This is a genomic window from Haloglomus litoreum (assembly GCF_029338515.1).
GTDB classification, from domain to species: Archaea; Halobacteriota; Halobacteria; order Halobacteriales; family Haloarculaceae; genus Haloglomus; species Haloglomus litoreum.
Genome location: NZ_CP119988.1, coordinates 1,062,534 through 1,077,971 on the forward strand (window position 1 = coordinate 1,062,534; position 15,438 = coordinate 1,077,971).

General features: G+C 69.9%; 15 protein-coding genes. 10 read left to right on the forward strand and 5 right to left on the reverse strand.

The window, feature by feature from the left end:
• Positions 1-20: 20 nt before the first annotated feature.
• Both P2T62_RS05365 and purL read right to left on the reverse strand, forming a co-directional pair.
• Complete coding sequence (locus tag P2T62_RS05365; RefSeq protein WP_276260455.1) at positions 21-641, reverse strand: DUF7097 family protein; 621 nt, start codon at positions 639-641, stop codon at positions 21-23.
• 371 nt (positions 642-1,012) lie between these two features.
• Positions 1,013-3,202: a phosphoribosylformylglycinamidine synthase subunit PurL gene (gene purL, locus P2T62_RS05370; RefSeq protein ID WP_276260456.1), complete on the reverse strand. Its 2,190-nt coding sequence runs from the start codon at positions 3,200-3,202 to the stop codon at positions 1,013-1,015.
• Positions 3,203-3,346: 144 nt separating this feature from the next.
• Here purL and P2T62_RS05375 point away from each other — a divergent pair, with 144 nt between their 5' ends.
• From P2T62_RS05375 to P2T62_RS05415, 9 genes are all read left to right on the forward strand, one after another.
• The gene (locus tag P2T62_RS05375; protein ID WP_276260457.1) at positions 3,347-4,486 is read left to right on the forward strand and encodes a Rossmann-fold NAD(P)-binding domain-containing protein; all 1,140 of its coding nucleotides are present in this window, start codon (positions 3,347-3,349) and stop codon (positions 4,484-4,486) included.
• An 80-nt stretch (positions 4,487-4,566) separates the two neighbouring features.
• On the forward strand, positions 4,567-5,250 hold the full coding sequence (locus P2T62_RS05380) for a PHP domain-containing protein (RefSeq protein ID WP_276260458.1): 684 nt from the start codon (positions 4,567-4,569) through the stop codon (positions 5,248-5,250).
• Between the two features lie 20 nt (positions 5,251-5,270).
• Entirely contained in the window at positions 5,271-6,395 is a 1,125-nt protein-coding gene (locus P2T62_RS05385) for an asparagine synthase C-terminal domain-containing protein (RefSeq protein WP_276261577.1), read from the forward strand.
• Between the two features lie 324 nt (positions 6,396-6,719).
• Positions 6,720-10,061, forward strand: a complete 3,342-nt coding sequence (locus P2T62_RS05390; protein WP_276260459.1) for a DUF7282 domain-containing protein — start codon at positions 6,720-6,722, stop codon at positions 10,059-10,061.
• Positions 10,062-10,388: 327 nt separating this feature from the next.
• Entirely contained in the window at positions 10,389-11,249 is an 861-nt protein-coding gene (locus P2T62_RS05395) for a COX15/CtaA family protein (protein ID WP_276260460.1), read from the forward strand.
• A 113-nt stretch (positions 11,250-11,362) separates the two neighbouring features.
• Positions 11,363-11,770, forward strand: a complete 408-nt coding sequence (locus tag P2T62_RS05400; protein WP_276260461.1) for a hypothetical protein — start codon at positions 11,363-11,365, stop codon at positions 11,768-11,770.
• Between the two features lie 139 nt (positions 11,771-11,909).
• Entirely contained in the window at positions 11,910-12,194 is a 285-nt protein-coding gene (locus tag P2T62_RS05405; RefSeq protein ID WP_276260462.1) for a 4a-hydroxytetrahydrobiopterin dehydratase, read from the forward strand.
• A gap of 4 nt (positions 12,195-12,198) precedes the next feature.
• A complete protein-coding gene (lwrS, locus tag P2T62_RS05410) occupies positions 12,199-12,639 on the forward strand; it encodes an LWR-salt protein (RefSeq protein WP_276260463.1) in 441 nt (146 codons plus the stop codon).
• Between the two features lie 80 nt (positions 12,640-12,719).
• Entirely contained in the window at positions 12,720-13,355 is a 636-nt protein-coding gene (locus P2T62_RS05415; RefSeq protein WP_276260464.1) for an HAD family hydrolase, read from the forward strand.
• A gap of 36 nt (positions 13,356-13,391) precedes the next feature.
• Here P2T62_RS05415 and P2T62_RS05420 read toward each other — a convergent pair whose 3' ends face one another.
• The 3 genes from P2T62_RS05420 to P2T62_RS05430 all read right to left on the reverse strand — a co-directional run bounded on the left by P2T62_RS05420 (position 13,392) and on the right by P2T62_RS05430 (position 15,026).
• Positions 13,392-13,613, reverse strand: coding sequence for a DUF7385 family protein (locus P2T62_RS05420; RefSeq protein WP_276260465.1), 222 nt, complete (start codon positions 13,611-13,613; stop codon positions 13,392-13,394).
• A 181-nt stretch (positions 13,614-13,794) separates the two neighbouring features.
• On the reverse strand, positions 13,795-14,058 hold the full coding sequence (locus P2T62_RS05425) for a hypothetical protein (RefSeq protein ID WP_276260466.1): 264 nt from the start codon (positions 14,056-14,058) through the stop codon (positions 13,795-13,797).
• A 143-nt stretch (positions 14,059-14,201) separates the two neighbouring features.
• Positions 14,202-15,026, reverse strand: coding sequence for a CAP domain-containing protein (locus P2T62_RS05430; RefSeq protein WP_276260467.1), 825 nt, complete (start codon positions 15,024-15,026; stop codon positions 14,202-14,204).
• An 88-nt stretch (positions 15,027-15,114) separates the two neighbouring features.
• On the opposite strand from P2T62_RS05430, the gene P2T62_RS05435 reads away from it, so the two are divergent.
• Positions 15,115-15,399 (forward strand): hypothetical protein, encoded by a 285-nt coding sequence (locus P2T62_RS05435; protein WP_276260468.1) that lies wholly within the window; start codon positions 15,115-15,117, stop codon positions 15,397-15,399.
• Positions 15,400-15,438: the final 39 nt, after the last annotated feature.

Sequence of the window (15,438 nt, forward strand, 5' to 3'; positions counted from 1 at the left end):
GTCCGGTAGCAACCCCGCGGTCAGCCGCTATCCTCGGTGTCACCGGGGTCGAACCGCTCGGCGGCCGTCTCGAACCCCGTCTCGGCCTGCTCGCGCGACCGGCGCTCCTCCTTCGCGGCGATGGCCTCGGGGTCCGGGGACGCGTCGTCGTCGACACGTGCCCACGAGTTGTGCACCTTCGCGTGACACCACCGGCAGAGGTAGACCGTGATCTCGTGTTCCATGTCGGCCTCCGGCTCCTGCTCGCGGCTCGTCGCTTCGCTGCTCTCTGCTCGCTCGCCCGAGGGCTCCTGCTGGTCGCCCTCTCTGCCCCGATACGAGAGGTGATGTTCCTCGAGGAGGGGTCGGGTGTCGCGGGCCTCGATGTTGGCCATCCGGACCTCCTCCAGGCCACAGCGGACGCACTCGCGCGAGCGCTGGCGGGCGCGGAAGTGCGGGCAGTCGGCCCAGTTCCACTCGCCTTCCGGGTCCGCGGCGGGACACCGGAGGTCGTCGGCCCGGCGCTCGGCCGCGAACTCGGGGTCGTGCCGGCCGTACTCGGCGGCGTAGCGACACCGGCCGTCGTCGGTCAGGTGGTCGCAGCGCTCGACGTGGGCGTACGGGTCGTCCACGCCGACGGAGGTTCCGGTGGGGGTCTTCATCGGTGTATGTGGGTTTCTGGTTGCGTTCTGGGTCGGCGTCGGGTTTCAATCTTCGTTCGGGACCGTGTGGGGATCGGCCCTATGGTGAATGAGAATCTGACGAGAAGGGAACTGCCTCCGAAGCCCTCGCCCTTCGAGTCCACCAGGTCCGCCGTTCGTCAGTCGGCTGTCGTGAGCCTCACGCCTCCCCATCCGCTTGCGATGCTCGGCCTCACTTCGTTCGGCCTGTGCTTCTCAGCCCTCACGCGTAGCGCGGCGGCTGGCCTGCGGCACAGCCGCCAGCGCGCGCCCAGTGGACTGACGATAGTGCACGCTCAGAATGACTGCCGAATCCCGGGAATAATCTGATAATTGCGCCGATTCGATGATAATCAGGCCAGTTCGCGGTCGATAATCGACCGCAGTTCCGTAATCTCCTCGAACGTGGCCGAGAGCGACTCCCCACCGGCCGCGACGGAGAGCGCCCCGTCGCTCGTACTCTCACCGACCTCGTGGACGGGCGCGACGCCGTCGAACGCGGTGCGTACGGCCTCGGGGTCGGTCGTCTCCACGACCGCGCGCCCGACGCGCTCGTTGAACAGGAGTCGGGCCGCGTCCCCGTCGCCGAGGTCGAGGTCGGCGCCGGTCCCGTCGGTGACCATCTCGGCCAGCGAGGTCGCGAGGCCGCCGTGACTCACGTCGTGGACGGCCCGGGTGGCGTCGTGGTCGGCCACGCCCGCGAGCGCGCGGACGAACTCGGTGCCGTTCTCGGGCGGCGTGGGGAACGCGTCCGTACCGCCGTACTGGGCGAGGTACTCCGAGCCGCCGAGCGACACGTCCTCGCCGTCGAGCGCGGGGTCGCCGACGACGAGGACCGTCCCCTCCCCTGCGAAGGCGGCGGGCGGGGCGTCGTAGCCGGGTTTCGTGCCGACCATCGCCAGCGTCGGCGTCGGCGGGACCGGGCCCGCCTCGGAGTCGTTGTAGAGCGAGACGTTGCCGCCGACCACCGGCACCGAGAGGGCGGAACACTCGTCGGCGAGGCCGTCGACGATGCCGCGGAAGCCGCCGTACACGTCCGGTTTCTCGGGGTTGCCGCCGTTGAGGCAGTCCACGGCTGCGAGCGGGTGGGCACCCTTCGCGGCGATGTTGGTGGCGTTCTCCAGTGCGACCGCGCGGGCGCCCTCGTACGGCGCGGCGTCCGTCCAGTTGGGGTCCGCGCCCGCAGAGAGCGCGAGGCCCGTCCCCGGCGCGGCGTCGACGGGTGCACTCTCCCGGATGGCGACGAGGGCAGCGTCGTCGCCCGGTCGCATGGCCGTCCGCGTGCCGACCTCGTGGTCGTACTGGCGGTAGACCCACTCCTTCGAGGCGGTGTTCGGCGAGCCGACGACGGCCTCGAACGCCGCTCGGAGGTCGGTGTCGGGCAGGTCCGTCCCCGGCTGCTCGGGGTCGACGTGGTCGAGGTCGTTCATCGGCGCACCGTCGGCCAGGAACTCCGCGGGCGCGTCGACCACGGTCTCGCCCTCGAACGTGCAGACGTAGCGGTCCTCGGTCACCTCGCCGATGACCGAGCAGCCCAGATCGTACTTCTCGGCGATCTCTCGGACGGCGTCGACCTCCTCGGGGCGGACTTCGTAGCACATCCGCTCCTGGGATTCGGCCAGCAGGATCTCCAGCGCGTTCATGTTCGGCTCGCGCTGGTGGACCCGCTCGAGTTCGATCTCGGCGCCGAGGCCGCCTTTCGCGACCATCTCCGAGGAGGCACCGCCCAGTCCCGCCGCGCCGAGGTCGCGTGCGGCCTGCACGAGGTCCTCCTCGACGAGTTCCTCGTTGGCCTCGATGAGCAGCTTCTCCGTGTACGGGTCGCCCACCTGCACGGCGGGGCGGTCCTCGGTCTCTGCGTCCTCGGCGAGGTCCTCGGAGGCGAAGGAGGCGCCGCCGAGGCCGTCGCGGCCCGTGCCGTTCCCGACGAGGACGAGCTTGTTCCCGGTCTCCTTCACGGCGGCCGTGACGAGGCGCTCCTCGTCCAGCAGGCCGACGCAGGCGACGTTGACGAGCGGGTTCCCCTCGTAGTCGTCGTGGAACGCGACGCTGCCCGAGACCGTCGGGACGCCGATACAGTTGCCGTAGTGGGAGATGCCCTCGACGACACCCTCGAACAGGTAGCGCGAGTGCTCGCGGTCGAAGTCGCCGAAGTAGAGCGAGTCGGCCAGCGCGATGGGGTAGGCGCCCATCGACATCGTGTCGCGGACGATGCCGCCGACGCCGGTCGCGGCGCCGTCGAACGGGTCGACGTAGGAGGGGTGGTTGTGCGACTCGACACCCATCGTGATGTAGGTGTCAGAGTAGCGCGTCTCGTCGTCGTCCTCGGTGCCGGGGACGGGGAGTGCGACGACGGCGGCGTCGTCGCCCGGACCGACGACGACCTGCGGGCCCTCGGAGTCGAACGCCGAGAGCAACGGCTGCGAGGAGCGGTAGGCGCAGTGCTCGCTCCAGAGGTTCTCGAAGAGCGCTTCCTCGGCGGGGGTCGGGTCCCGACCCAGCTCCTCGGTGACGAGTTCGCGGTCCGAGGGTGCAAGCGGCATACCGGCGGGTCCGTCGTGCCCGTGGAAAGCGCTTTCCATCCCCGGGGCGCCGGGTATCGCCTCGTGGGTCGCCCCCCGGTCCGTCTGGTACCTCGGCTGCACCCGGGCGACCGATTTACCCGATGGCGGTCCGCACTGGTGGTCGTGTCCAGAGGTGTCGCGCTCGCCGTCCTGGTACTGCTCGCGGGCTGTGGGGGCCTCGCCGAGGCGCCCGGTGCGCCCCCGGCGACCGACACCCTCTCGCCCGTGCCGGTGCCCGACGCCGACCGGCCGACGCGGTCGTCGACGCCCTCCCCCACGGTGGCCGGCCAGCCGCTCGTCCCCGGGGTCACGACGGCCCGCGTCGCGGACCCGTTCGCGCTCGTCGACACGCACCTCGCCGGCATCACCGCCGCCTCGTACGCGCTCCGGCGGACGACGACCGTCCGCTACCCGGACGGGAGCCTCCGGAGTCGCGAGGTCACGACGGCCCGCGTCGGTCCCGGCTCGGAGCGTTACCGCTTCTCGAACGAGGTGACCGGCCCCTCGGCCGCCCGGATCCGGGCCCCACCCGGGCGGTTCGAGCTCTGGACCGACGGCGAGCGGTTCCTCTCGGTCTTCCGCCCGACCGAGGGCCCCCCGGAGTACGCCCGTGTCGCGCCGGACCGCTACCTGACCCAGCGCGAGTACTACAGCCCGCCCCCGAACCGGGGGGAGCTGCTCGCGCTCCTCTCGGCGTTCGAGATCCGGCCCGTCGAGACCCCCGAGGAGATATCCACCCCCACCGGGACGGGGAGCAGGGCCGCGGACTCCCGGCCGGCCACGGCATCCGGCGGGACACCGACTGCCGTCCGGACGCCACCCCCGATACCCGACGACGAGCGTGATGGTCCACCGGTGGGGCAGACCCTGGTCGGCTACCGGCTCACCAGCACGTCGTTCACCGGTCCGTCGGCGCTCGGCTCCGTCGGCCCCGGCACCGATGTCCGGAACGCCAGCCTCACGATGTTCGTCGACACGCGCGGACAGATCCGCTGGTACACCCTCTCGTACACCGCCGTCGTGGACGACCAGCCGGCGCGGGTGACCCGGCGGACCCGGTACGACCTCGGTGGCGTCCGGGTCGAGCGCCCGGAGTGGTACAGGTCGGCACTCCGGGCTACGAACGCGACGGCGACCCCGCCCGGGACCCCGACCACAGTTTCGACTCCGACGCCGACCGAGTCCCGGACTGTCACTCCGACCTCGGCCGAGACTCCGACCGCACCCCCTGGCCCGACCGGAACCGTCGTCACGCCCGGCTGAGTCGGCCGCCCGTGGCCGCGGGTCGGCCCGGATGCACCGACACCGGCGTACTTTTGCCCCGGTCGCCCGAAGATGCGCCCGTGCTGTCGGTCGAGTTCCACTCCCACTCGTCGCTCTCGTACGACGGGCGCGACCCGGTCGAACTCCTGCTGGGGCAGGCCGAGGCCGTCGGCCTGGACGCGCTCGCCGTGACCGACCACGACGAGATCGACGCCTCGCTCCGGGCGGCGGACCTCGCCCCCGAGTACGACCTCGTCGGTATCCCCGGGATGGAGATCACCTCCGAGGCCGGCCACGTCCTCGGTCTCGGCATCGAGGAGGCCGTCCCGCCGGGCCTCTCGTACGACGAGACGCTCGACCGCATCCACGACCAGGGCGGTATCGCGGTCGTGCCACACCCGTTCCAGAAGTCCCGCCACGGCGTCGCCGCGCACATCACTCGCGGCCAGCTCGCCAGCGCCGACGCCATCGAGGTGTACAACTCCCGGCTCCTGACCGGCCGGTCGAACCGCCGGGCCGAGCGGTTCGCCCGCGATCACGACCTCCCGATGACCGCGGGGAGCGACGCCCACATCAGCGAGATGGTCGGACAGGCCGTCACCGAGGTCGACACCAGCCACGAGGACGTCTCGAGCATCCTGGACGCGGTCCGTGAGGGCCGGACGACCGTCGTCGGGAAGCGTACTCCGTGGCGCGTGAGCGTCCGCCAGTTCGGTGGCGGCATCCTCCGCCGGGCCAGACAGACCGTGCTGGCGCCGTTCTGATGGCTCCCGACCGGCCGCCGATGCAGGGGACCGACACCGACCTCGTCGAGCGGGCGCTCCGCGACGGCGAGCCGCTCCCGGGGACGGGGGGCTTCGCCGGGCAGCTGGCCGACGGCCGCGCCGTCCGGGACGTGCTGGGCCGGTATCCGCTGTTCACCGAGCGCGACGCGCCCGGGACCGCGAGCGCCGACCCGTCCGACCTCGACCGGCCGGTCCGGCTCCCGGCGGGGACGGTCCGTTCGGGCGACGGGGACCGGCGGGTCTGGTCGCTGCCGGAGCCCCCGACGTTCGACCATGACCGACGAGCCGTCGCCGCGGTCCGCGAGGCCGTCACCGGGTCCGTCGCCGCGGTCGCGGGCGAGGACGTGGCGGTCGCGTTCTCCGGCGGCGTCGACTCCGCGGCCGTCGCCGCCGGCCTTCCGGACGCGCCGCTGTACGTCGCCGGCTTCCCCGACAGTCCCGATATCGCGGCCGCCCGGGAGGCGGCCCGACTCTGCGACCGCGAGGAGGACCTCACCGTTGTCGAACTCGACCACGCGGCCGTCCGCGACCTCTCGGCGACGGTCGCGCGTGCGACCGGGCGCACGAACGCGATGGATGTCGCTATCGCCGTGCCGCTGGTGGCGGTCGCGCGTCGCGCACGTGGGGACGGGTACCAGCGGCTGGCCGTCGGGCAGGGTGCCGACGAGCTGTTCGGTGGTTACGACAAGGTGGCCCGGGCGCCCGGGGACCCGCGGGTCGACGCCGACACCGTCCGGGGTGCGACCCGCGAACTCCTCGCTGGCCTGCCCGACCAGCTCGAACGGGACGTGCTCGCGCTCCGGGCGGCCGGCGTCGAGCCCGTCGCGCCGCTGCTCCACGACCGGGTGGTACGGGCCGCGTTGCGGCTACCGGGTGACCTGCTGGTGGACGAGCGTGGTGAGCGGAAGGTGGCGTTCCGACGGGCCGCCCGCGAGTCCGTCCCCGACCGTGTGGCCTTCCGGGGCAAGCGGGCGGCCCAGTACGGGAGTCGGGCGGCCCGCGAACTGGATCGGCTGGCCCGGGAGGCCGGGTTCGAGCGGTCCGGCGGCGACCACGTGGCGCAGTTCGTCGCCGACCTCGCCGGTGACGTGCCGGCCATCGCGTGTCCCGCCAGGTCGGAGTAACCCGCCGCGGGCGCGCCGGCGCCCCGATGTCAGCCGTCCGTTCGACGGGTGGCAGACGAGCGTCGGTCGGGGGTCATCCCGAGGGCCGGTGACCGGGATATATGCTTTCCGGCCGAATCCGGGGGATACGGGCCATGTGAAGCGGTGTCAGGACTCGCGTTTGACCAGAAAGCATTTATTATACCCGCGGCTTGTTCGCATCGTACCCCTACCCATGGTGACAGCACGGAGTACCCCGCTCGGGTCTGTGCACGAGGCGCTCTGCGCCGGCGTGCCCCGGGTGTCGGTGGAAACTGTTGTTGCCGCTTGCGAGCAATATCAAACATGACAGGAACATACGACAAACTCCGCGGCGTTACCCTCGCCGTACTGATGGTGTTGTCCGTCTTCGCGGGCACCGTGGCCTTCGCGGGCACGGCGGCCGCAGCGAGCAACGCCCAGTTCGACACCGAGGGCACCATCGGCAACGGATCCGACAACGCGCCCGCGGGCAGCGTTTCCGGACTGACCTCCGGTGTAGGCGTAGACAACAACCAGAACATCCAGCAGATTCGGATCAGCTTCAGCGCAGGAAGCTTCGACGGGAGCTTCAACGACGTCCCGGACGACGACGTCAACATCCGAGTCTACCCGAACCAGGCTGCATACGAGTCCGGTAACACGGCTCTGGCCACCACCACGTTCAACAACGACGCGACGGTGGAGTCAACGCAGGACAACGGGGAGACGATCACCGTTCAGACCTCGAGCTCGTTCAGCCTGAGCCCGGGTCAGTACGTCGAAGTCGACATCGAGGATAACTTCCTCAACCCGTCCTCCGGCGGCGACTACGAGGGTGACATCATCCTCCAGCCGCAGTCCGACGCGAACACCGCCACCGGGACCCTCTCGGTCCCGGCGACCGGTGACGACGACGACGACGATGAGGTCGAGGAGCCTGACAACTTCTGGGACGACCGCGCGACGCGGTTCCAGGGTCAGCAGCTCGACTTCAACCCCAACGGCGCGACCAACGCCGACTACCAGCTGTACGAGTGCGACTACGACGCCACGACGGAAACCTGTGAGGGCGACCTCGTCCAGGACCTTCCGGACGATGGTCCCTTCGAGATCGACACGACGGACCTGCAGGGTGACTACGTCATCGCCATCAACGGCGGCGAGACGTACATCATCACCAACGAAACCGGCTTCCGTAGTGGTACCCAGAACGCCGCTGACGGCCCCACCGACCCGTCGACGTCCATCGTGACGCAGACGCTCGACGCGTCCTTCGACGACGACCGAATCTCTCAGGGTTCGAGTAGCACCCTGAGCGTCAAGTCGCCGAAGCGGGGCAACTACCAGCTCGTCATTGGTGCCGACGGTCTCAGCCAGGGCGAACTGGACGACCTCTTCGACAACTCAGGCACGATCTCTGGTGATGACGAGAACGTCACTGTCCAGGTGGATAGCACGGACGACAACATCGACGTGAGCGTCCCCAGCTCGTTCGACACGGGCGAGTACGACTTCCAGTTCAACGTCCGTGACACCACGGCGTCCGACACGGACAGCGTGGAGATCGTCACCGAGGCCGACACCACGGCCACGTTCGAGCAGAACTCCTACGTGGAGGATCGTGGTGACGAGGTGACCATCTCGCTCGAACTCTCGAACACCGAATCGACCACCGTCCGTATCGGTTCGGACGAGGTCAACTACGTCTCGAACGTCCGCGTCCGCGACTCCGACGACGACGGGGACGTCTCGTTCACGATGAACACCTTCCGCGCGGGCCAGGCGTCCTTCTCGGAGAGCAGCGCGTTCAGCTCCGAGGACGACACCGTCTCCTTCGCGCGGCGCCAGACCGACGGGCTCGAGAGCCCGCTCGAGGCGACCGACTACGACCTGACGGCACTGGTCGACAACAACGAGGTCGACGTCGCAGTCCTCGACCTCCGCGAGCGCAGCCAGAGCGGCATCTCGATCTACACGGCACCGAGCCGCCTCTCGAGCACCGCTGACGCTGGCTCCGCCTACAGTGACGCCAACGACGTCCGTGACGCGGCGACGCAGCGGCGCGTCATCGCGGACGGGAACCACTTCATCCTCCAGATCAACGCGAGCGGTCTGGGTGGCTACGTCGAGGACATCGACGACTTCGAGGACACGAAGGACGGCGAGGACGCGACGCAGAACGTCGCGCTCTACCTCGAGGACGCGGAGGCCGGGCCGAACGCCGACGCCCCGAACTTCACCATCGCCAACGGTGAGGTCTACCCCGACGGTGACAACGACACCTACTACGTCGTCTTCGACCCCGACAGCTACGGTGACGACTTCGAGGACGGTGAGCGCTACCGGCTGACGTTCACGGTTCCCGAGTCGAACCCGTACATCGGCAACGACAACGCCAACCGTGACGAGTCCGTCTCGTTCAACAAGACGTTCCGTCTCGACGAGCGTGAGGCGACCTTCGACACCGGCGACAACAGCGTCGTGACGGTCGAGGCCGCCTCCGGCGAGACGATCAGCGGCACGACCAACGTCGCGCCGGGTACGGAGTTCGACATCCGCGCCAAGGCGACCGGCCAGGGCGCGTTCCTCCTGACCCAGCCGACCGAGGTTGCGAAGAACGGGAGCTTCAGCGCCGAGTTCGACTTCTCCAACGTCTCGGAGAACACGAGCTTCACGCTGACCATCCCGAGCCAGAACTTCGAGGACAACGCCGAGACGCCCGCGCGTGTCGGCGCTGCAGAGACCGCATCCGCCACGTTCAACAACCAGACCTTCACGGGTCAGGCGACGAGCGTGGAGGTCGAGCAGGTCACCACCTCCGACGGTGGCTTCGTGACGATCCACGACTCGACGCTCGTCAGTGACGGTGCCGTCTTCGACTCGGTCCGGGGTACGTCCGCGTACCTCGCGCCGGGTACGCAGACCAACGTCACGGTCGAGCTCGACTCGCCGATCGCCCCGAGCGGCTCGGGTACCTACTACGCGATGCCGCACCTGGACTCCGACGGTGACCAGACCTACGACTTCGTCACGTCCGAGGGCGCCGACGACGGCCCCTACACGACGAACGAGGGCAACGCGGTCGTCGACCCCGCGACCATCACGGTCGAGCGGGTCGCCACGGTCACCTTCAACGACCAGCAGCAGATGGGCGACACCGTGCTCGTCGAGAGCGTGCGCCTGCCCAACGGTGGCTTCGTGACGATCCACGACAGCACGGTCGCCGACGATCCGTTCGGCTCCGTGCGTGGCACGTCCAACTACCTCGAGTCCGGCACCAGCGCTGACATCAACATCACGCTGGACGAGCCGGCCTCCGAGAGTGGGCAGTTCTTCGCCATGCCGCACCGTGACACCGACGGCGACGAGACGTACGACTTCGTCTCGTCCAACGGTGACGACGACGGTCCGTACCTGAACGCGGACGGTCAGATCGTCCTGGACGCGGCCCAGATCCAGGTCGGTGGCATGGACACGCCGACGGACACGCCGACGGAAACGGACGAGCCGGACACGCCGACGGAAACGGACGAGCCGGACACGCCGACGGAGACCGACGAGCCCGAGACGACGACCACGAGCGGCGGACAGCCCGGCTTCGGCCTGGCCGTCTCGCTGATCGCACTCGTCGGCGCGGCGCTCATCGCGCTCCGCCGTCGCGACTAAGGCACGGAACCCTCACGGGTTCTCGAACTGACTTCGCGGTTCCATTCTTTCGCGCGCTACACCGACACCGAGAGATATCTGTCTCTGTTCTCGGATACTTCAAATAGTTGGAATTTTCTCTGGCTGTTTCGCACATGATGCGTCTGGTTTGCTAATTACCTGGTCGCTCGGGACTGTTGCTACAGGTGGAGCGAGTCAGACGACGACCTGAGTCGGCTCTGCCACCGCCACAACCACGTGTGACAGACTCACTGCGTGGAACGGTCCGACTCCCAGTGGCCGGGAGCGAAGGGAGACGCCTAAGTCCGTACCACCCCGAGGGCGGATATGGACCTCCCGTCCCGGTCGGAACTCGGCTTCCGGCACTACCTCGCGGGGACGACGGCACTCACGGGCATCCTCATGCTGCTCGGCGTGTACACGGCGGCGGCGGGCGCCGGGCTGACCTGCGCGCAGCGGTGGCCGCTGTGCGACGGTGCGGTGTTCGGCCTCTTCCCGGCCGACTGGATGAGCTTCATCGAGTGGTTCCACCGGCTGGTCGCGATGGTGGCGGGCTTCGTCATCCTCGGGGCGACGGCCCACGCGTGGCGTGCCGGCCGCTCGCGGCGCGTACGCGGTGCCCTGACCGTCGCGACGGTCCTGCTCCCGGCGCAGATCATCCTGGGTGCGCTCACCGTCACGCGGTACGAGTGGGTCATCCTGACCGCCCACTTCTCGACGGCGACGCTCATCTACGCCGGCGTGGCGCTGGCGACCGGCTGGTCGTTCGCCGACCGTGTCGCCCCGGGTGCGGCGCGCCGGGCGACGCTGGCGGCTGCGGGACTCCTGCCGGCGTTCCTGGTGCTGTCGCCACGCCTGCTGTTCGTCTACGGCGAGACCGCGCAGGTCGCGCTGTACACGGTCGGGCTGGCGGCCCTGGCGGCGCTGTGCTGGGCGACCGTCTGGACCCGGGCGGCGGGGGGAAGCTCGCGGAGCGCGCTGGCCACCGGTCTCGCGGCGGTCGTCCTCGGCGGGCTGCTGGTGCTCGGCCGGCAGGTCTTCGGCACGTCCGCGCAGTTGGCCATGGTCGGCGGGTCGCTGCTGGCCTTCTACCTCGCGTTCGGGGCGGCACACTGGGGGGAACTGCCGCTGGCCGGCCGTGCTCGCGGCGTGCCGGGCACCGAGCGTGGAAGTCGGAGCGACGACTGAGGGGATGACCGCCACCATCCATCACCGACCCCGACTCGGCCAGGTGGACCGTAGTCGGGTGAGCGGATCTCCCGGCCCACGACCGACTCCCGCGAACCGGGGGCGGTGATTACGTGGCGACCTCGGAGCGGGGTCTGGACTCGTGGCTGTCCGCGACACTCGACCTCCTGCTGGCGGTTCTGGGATTCGCCGTCGTCTGGTACCCGATGGTCTCGCTCGGGAACGCGGTTCTCGGATCGCCGGCCGCGCCAGCCACGGTCGACGTGGTCGTCGCCGTGCTGGCCCTCGGCGGCGCGTACCCCGTGGTCGCGGGTGACTGGTCGCTCGGCCGGCTGGGCGAGTACGTGTTCGTGCTCGTCGCGTCGGCCATCGGCTGGGGCCTCGTCGGGTTCCTGTTCGTGTTCGCGTCGGGGATGAGCCTCTCCGGCAGTGACCCGGTCCCACAGGCTGCGGTATGGCTCGCCGCGTACGCCACCGCCTACGCTGTGGTATATCGCGCCGGGATTAGACTATTCAGCTGAGTCCGGCGCAGCGTGTCCCGTCCCGTCCGGTCCTGGACGGCACGGTTCCCCGGTCGGTCCGGCCCCGTCCCGTGCCATCTGGTTCCTCGTGATGCGCACCGACCGTATCCTTTTGCCCCCGCCGACCGTCCACTCGTACATGGCTGACCTCCTGTCCGACGACGAGATCGCAACGCAGCTCCCCGACGGCTGGACCCACGACGCCGATGGTGACCTGATCGAGCGGACCTACGAGTTCGACTCCTACCTCGAGGGCGTCGGCTTCGCCGCCGGTGCGGGCGGCCTCGCCGAGGAGGCGTTCCACCACCCGACGCTGACCGTGGAGTGGCGCGAGGTGACCGTCGAGCTGACCAGCCACGAGGAGGGCGGGGTCACGACGAAGGACACCGACCTCGCCGAGCGGCTGGACGAGCTGGCCGACTGAGCCGATGCGCGAGGAGGAGGCGGTGGGTGGGGATGGGGCCGTCGGCGAGGGGGGCCACGAGCCCGTCGACGTGCCGGGGCGGGCGGCGTACGTGTTCCGCGTCACGTTCCGGCTCGAACCGGCGGCGGGCGTCCACGTCGCGCCCGAGCGGTTCGAGACGACGCTGGAGCGGCGCGCGGATCCGCCCGGCACGGACGGCTGGCTGTTCTTCCGCGACAACTGCTGGCGGGGCGAGGCCAACGACGAGGCGCACCTGTGCGAACTGGCGAGCGAGGCGCTGGGCGTCGACGTGGTGTCGGTCGCCTTCCGGGAGCTCCGGACCGATGAGGCGTACCTGTCGGCGCTCCGGGAGGCCATCGCCGAGAACCTCTCGCAGTTCAACGCGGACGACGTCGACGAGGTGCTGCACAAGTACCTCGGCTCGTCCATCCACGTCCGGGGATGACCCGGCGGCCGTCCGCGAACGGGCGCGACAGTCCGGCGGCCAGCAGGTTCTTGTCCACGCGGCAGCTACATCGGACCCGGATGACCCACGCCGCGGGCTACGACGTCTGGCTGTTCGACCTCGACGGGACGCTGGTGGACGTGGAGCCCTCCTACATCCACGAGACGCTCGGCGAGGTCGGCGACCGGCTCGGGCATGGATTCACGCCCGACGAGGCCGAGGCCATCTGGCACGGCTTCGGCGCGGGCGCGAACGGCCTTCTGGAGGCGCGCGGGGTCGACGTCGAGGCGTTCTGGGAGACCTTCCACGAGGTAGAGGAGCCGGTCGCGCGCGCCGAGGCTGCGTTCCTCTACGACGACGCGACCTGGGTCGGAAGCCTCGACCGGCCGGTCGGGCTGGTGACGCACTGCCAGTCCTACCTCACGGGGCCGGTCCTGGACCACCTGGATATCGACGACTGGTTCGACACCGTCGTCTGCTGCGACGAGGAGACGGGCTGGAAACCCGATGCGACCCCCGTCGAACTGGCGCTGGCCGACCTCGGTGCCGGCACGGACCCGTCGGGGGCGCTGGTGGGTGACAACCCCTCGGACGTGGGGGCGGCGTGGAACGCCGGACTGGATGGGGTCCACGTCGAACGTCACGGCCACGAGACCCGTGGCTGCTGCGTACTGGGGGACCGTCGGCTCCGGGACCTCGAACCGCTGGCACCCTGACACACCCGTCGGGCGACACCCTCCGTGTGGCCGTCGCTACTTCCGGTGGGTGAACAGGACCGGGTTCCCCTCGTGGACCGTCGCACAGATGTCCATCTGGCGTGAGAGGTTGAGGCGGGTGAACTCCTTCGAGACGATGAGGTCGTCGAACGGCTCCTCACAGGACGGGCACGCCAGCCCGACCGTGTTCTGGTAGATGTCGACGACGCCGGTCTCGCGGGGCGTGCACGAGGAGACGATCTCGTCGAACTCGTCCATACCGTCGGCTACGGCGCCGACCGCTTAAATTCGACCCATCCGGCCAGCCGGGTCGCTCAGAGTCCGGCCAGTGCGACGACGACCCCGGCGCCGATGGCCAGTGCGATCAGCAGCAGCCCCACGAGCATGAAGCGGTCCGCGGTGTCCATGCAGTTGCGCTCGTCGGACGGGCACTTGAACGTTAGTCGTCGAGCGTGGCCTCGGCGGCGACGCCCCCGATGGTCGCCTCACCCGCGACCACCCGTTCGCCCGCCTCGGTGGTGGTGTAGACGACCTCGTTGCTGACCGGCCGCAACAGCCCCTGCTCGACCAGAACCTCCACTCGCTGCTCCGCGTACCTGAGGTGGATGCCCAGCCGGTTGGCCACGATGGGAACGTACTCCGGGGGATTGTTCCCGAAGAACTCGAGGATGCGCTCGTCGGCCGGGTGGCTCTGCTGGGCCATGGCGCGGTAGTATGGGTAGTGGTACCACTTAACATTATTGGGCGTCCGGTCTCCTCTCCCGGGTCGGGCCAGGGGGTACCGTAGCTCGGTGCCTGGCACCTGTACGTGGGGGTGGAGCGCTGATGGGGTGAGCGCCCCCGGCGTCAGGAACAGAGGTCGACGGTGACGTACGCGCGGTTGCTCCCGCTGACGTGGACTCCGGCGCCGAGCTGCCTGGCGTTCTCGTAGGTGAGTTTCCGCCGCGATTCCTCGTGGGCGAACCAGTTCTCGACCGCGTCCTGGGCGATCTCCCGCTCGTTGCGGTTCGTCCGGTTGTCGAAGGTCCCGCCGGCCGAGACCTTGTCGAGGGTCTCGAGCGCCTCGCCGTCCCTGAGACCGGTGTTGGTGTCGTCCTGGACCGTGCAGACGTCGTACATGTCGTTCCGGCGGTAGCGCTCCTCGGTCGTGAACCCGCCCGCCGAGTGGGAGACGTACCCCTGCTCGCTCATCCGCTGGCTGTGGTTGACGGCCATCCGGGTCAGCACCTCGTGGGGACGGAGTTTCTGCAGCCCCCGGTCGACGCGGCGGTCGTTGATCTCGTCGATGACCCGGAGCTGTATCTTCGTCTCGTTGAGCGAGTCCGGGCGCACCGGCCCGGGGGTCGGCGTCCCCTCCGGCGTCCGCGTGGCCGTGGCCGCCGGAGTCGCGGTCGAGGTCGGCGGTGGCGTCGTGTTGGCGCTTCCCGGCTCCTCGGTCCCGGTCTCGCCGGCCCCATCCCCGTCCCCACCTCCATCGTTCCCGCCGGACGTGGCTGTCGGGGTGGCGGTCGTCGCCGGCGTGACCGTCGGGGTCGGTGCCGCGCTACCGCCTCCCGTCCCATCTCCGAGGAGCTGCCCGCCATCGCCGACGTACACCCCGATGGCGGCACCGGCGGTCGCCGCGGTGACGACGATCCCACCGAGCAGGAGCAGCGCGATCTTGTTCGCCATGTCGTTGCTCCCCGAATGTCCCGCGGGTTGATAACACTGTCCCGGGGGCGTCGAAAGCCGTTAGGGCCCGTCGCCCGAAGCGAACCACGTGACGACGCCCGACCCGGACGACCCGCTCGGCGTGCTCGACGAGGAGGGCCAGGATGGTGCCGGTGACGAGCGCCGCCGCCGTCGGCTCCGCCTGGCGGCGGGGCTGTGCTTCCTCGTCGTGGCGGTCGTCTGGTTCCGGGGGCCGCTGGCCGAGCTGTGGCCCCAGCTCTGGCCCCCCGGTGGTCCCCGCTGGGCGACGCTCGTGCTGGTGGTCGCCCTGTCGCTGGTCCTGCCGATGATGGTCGGCGCCGCCCTCGTCGACGTGTTCTACCGCCGGCGCTGACCAGTTCGATGGTTCCCACGGGTCTCCCGCTCCGGGTCG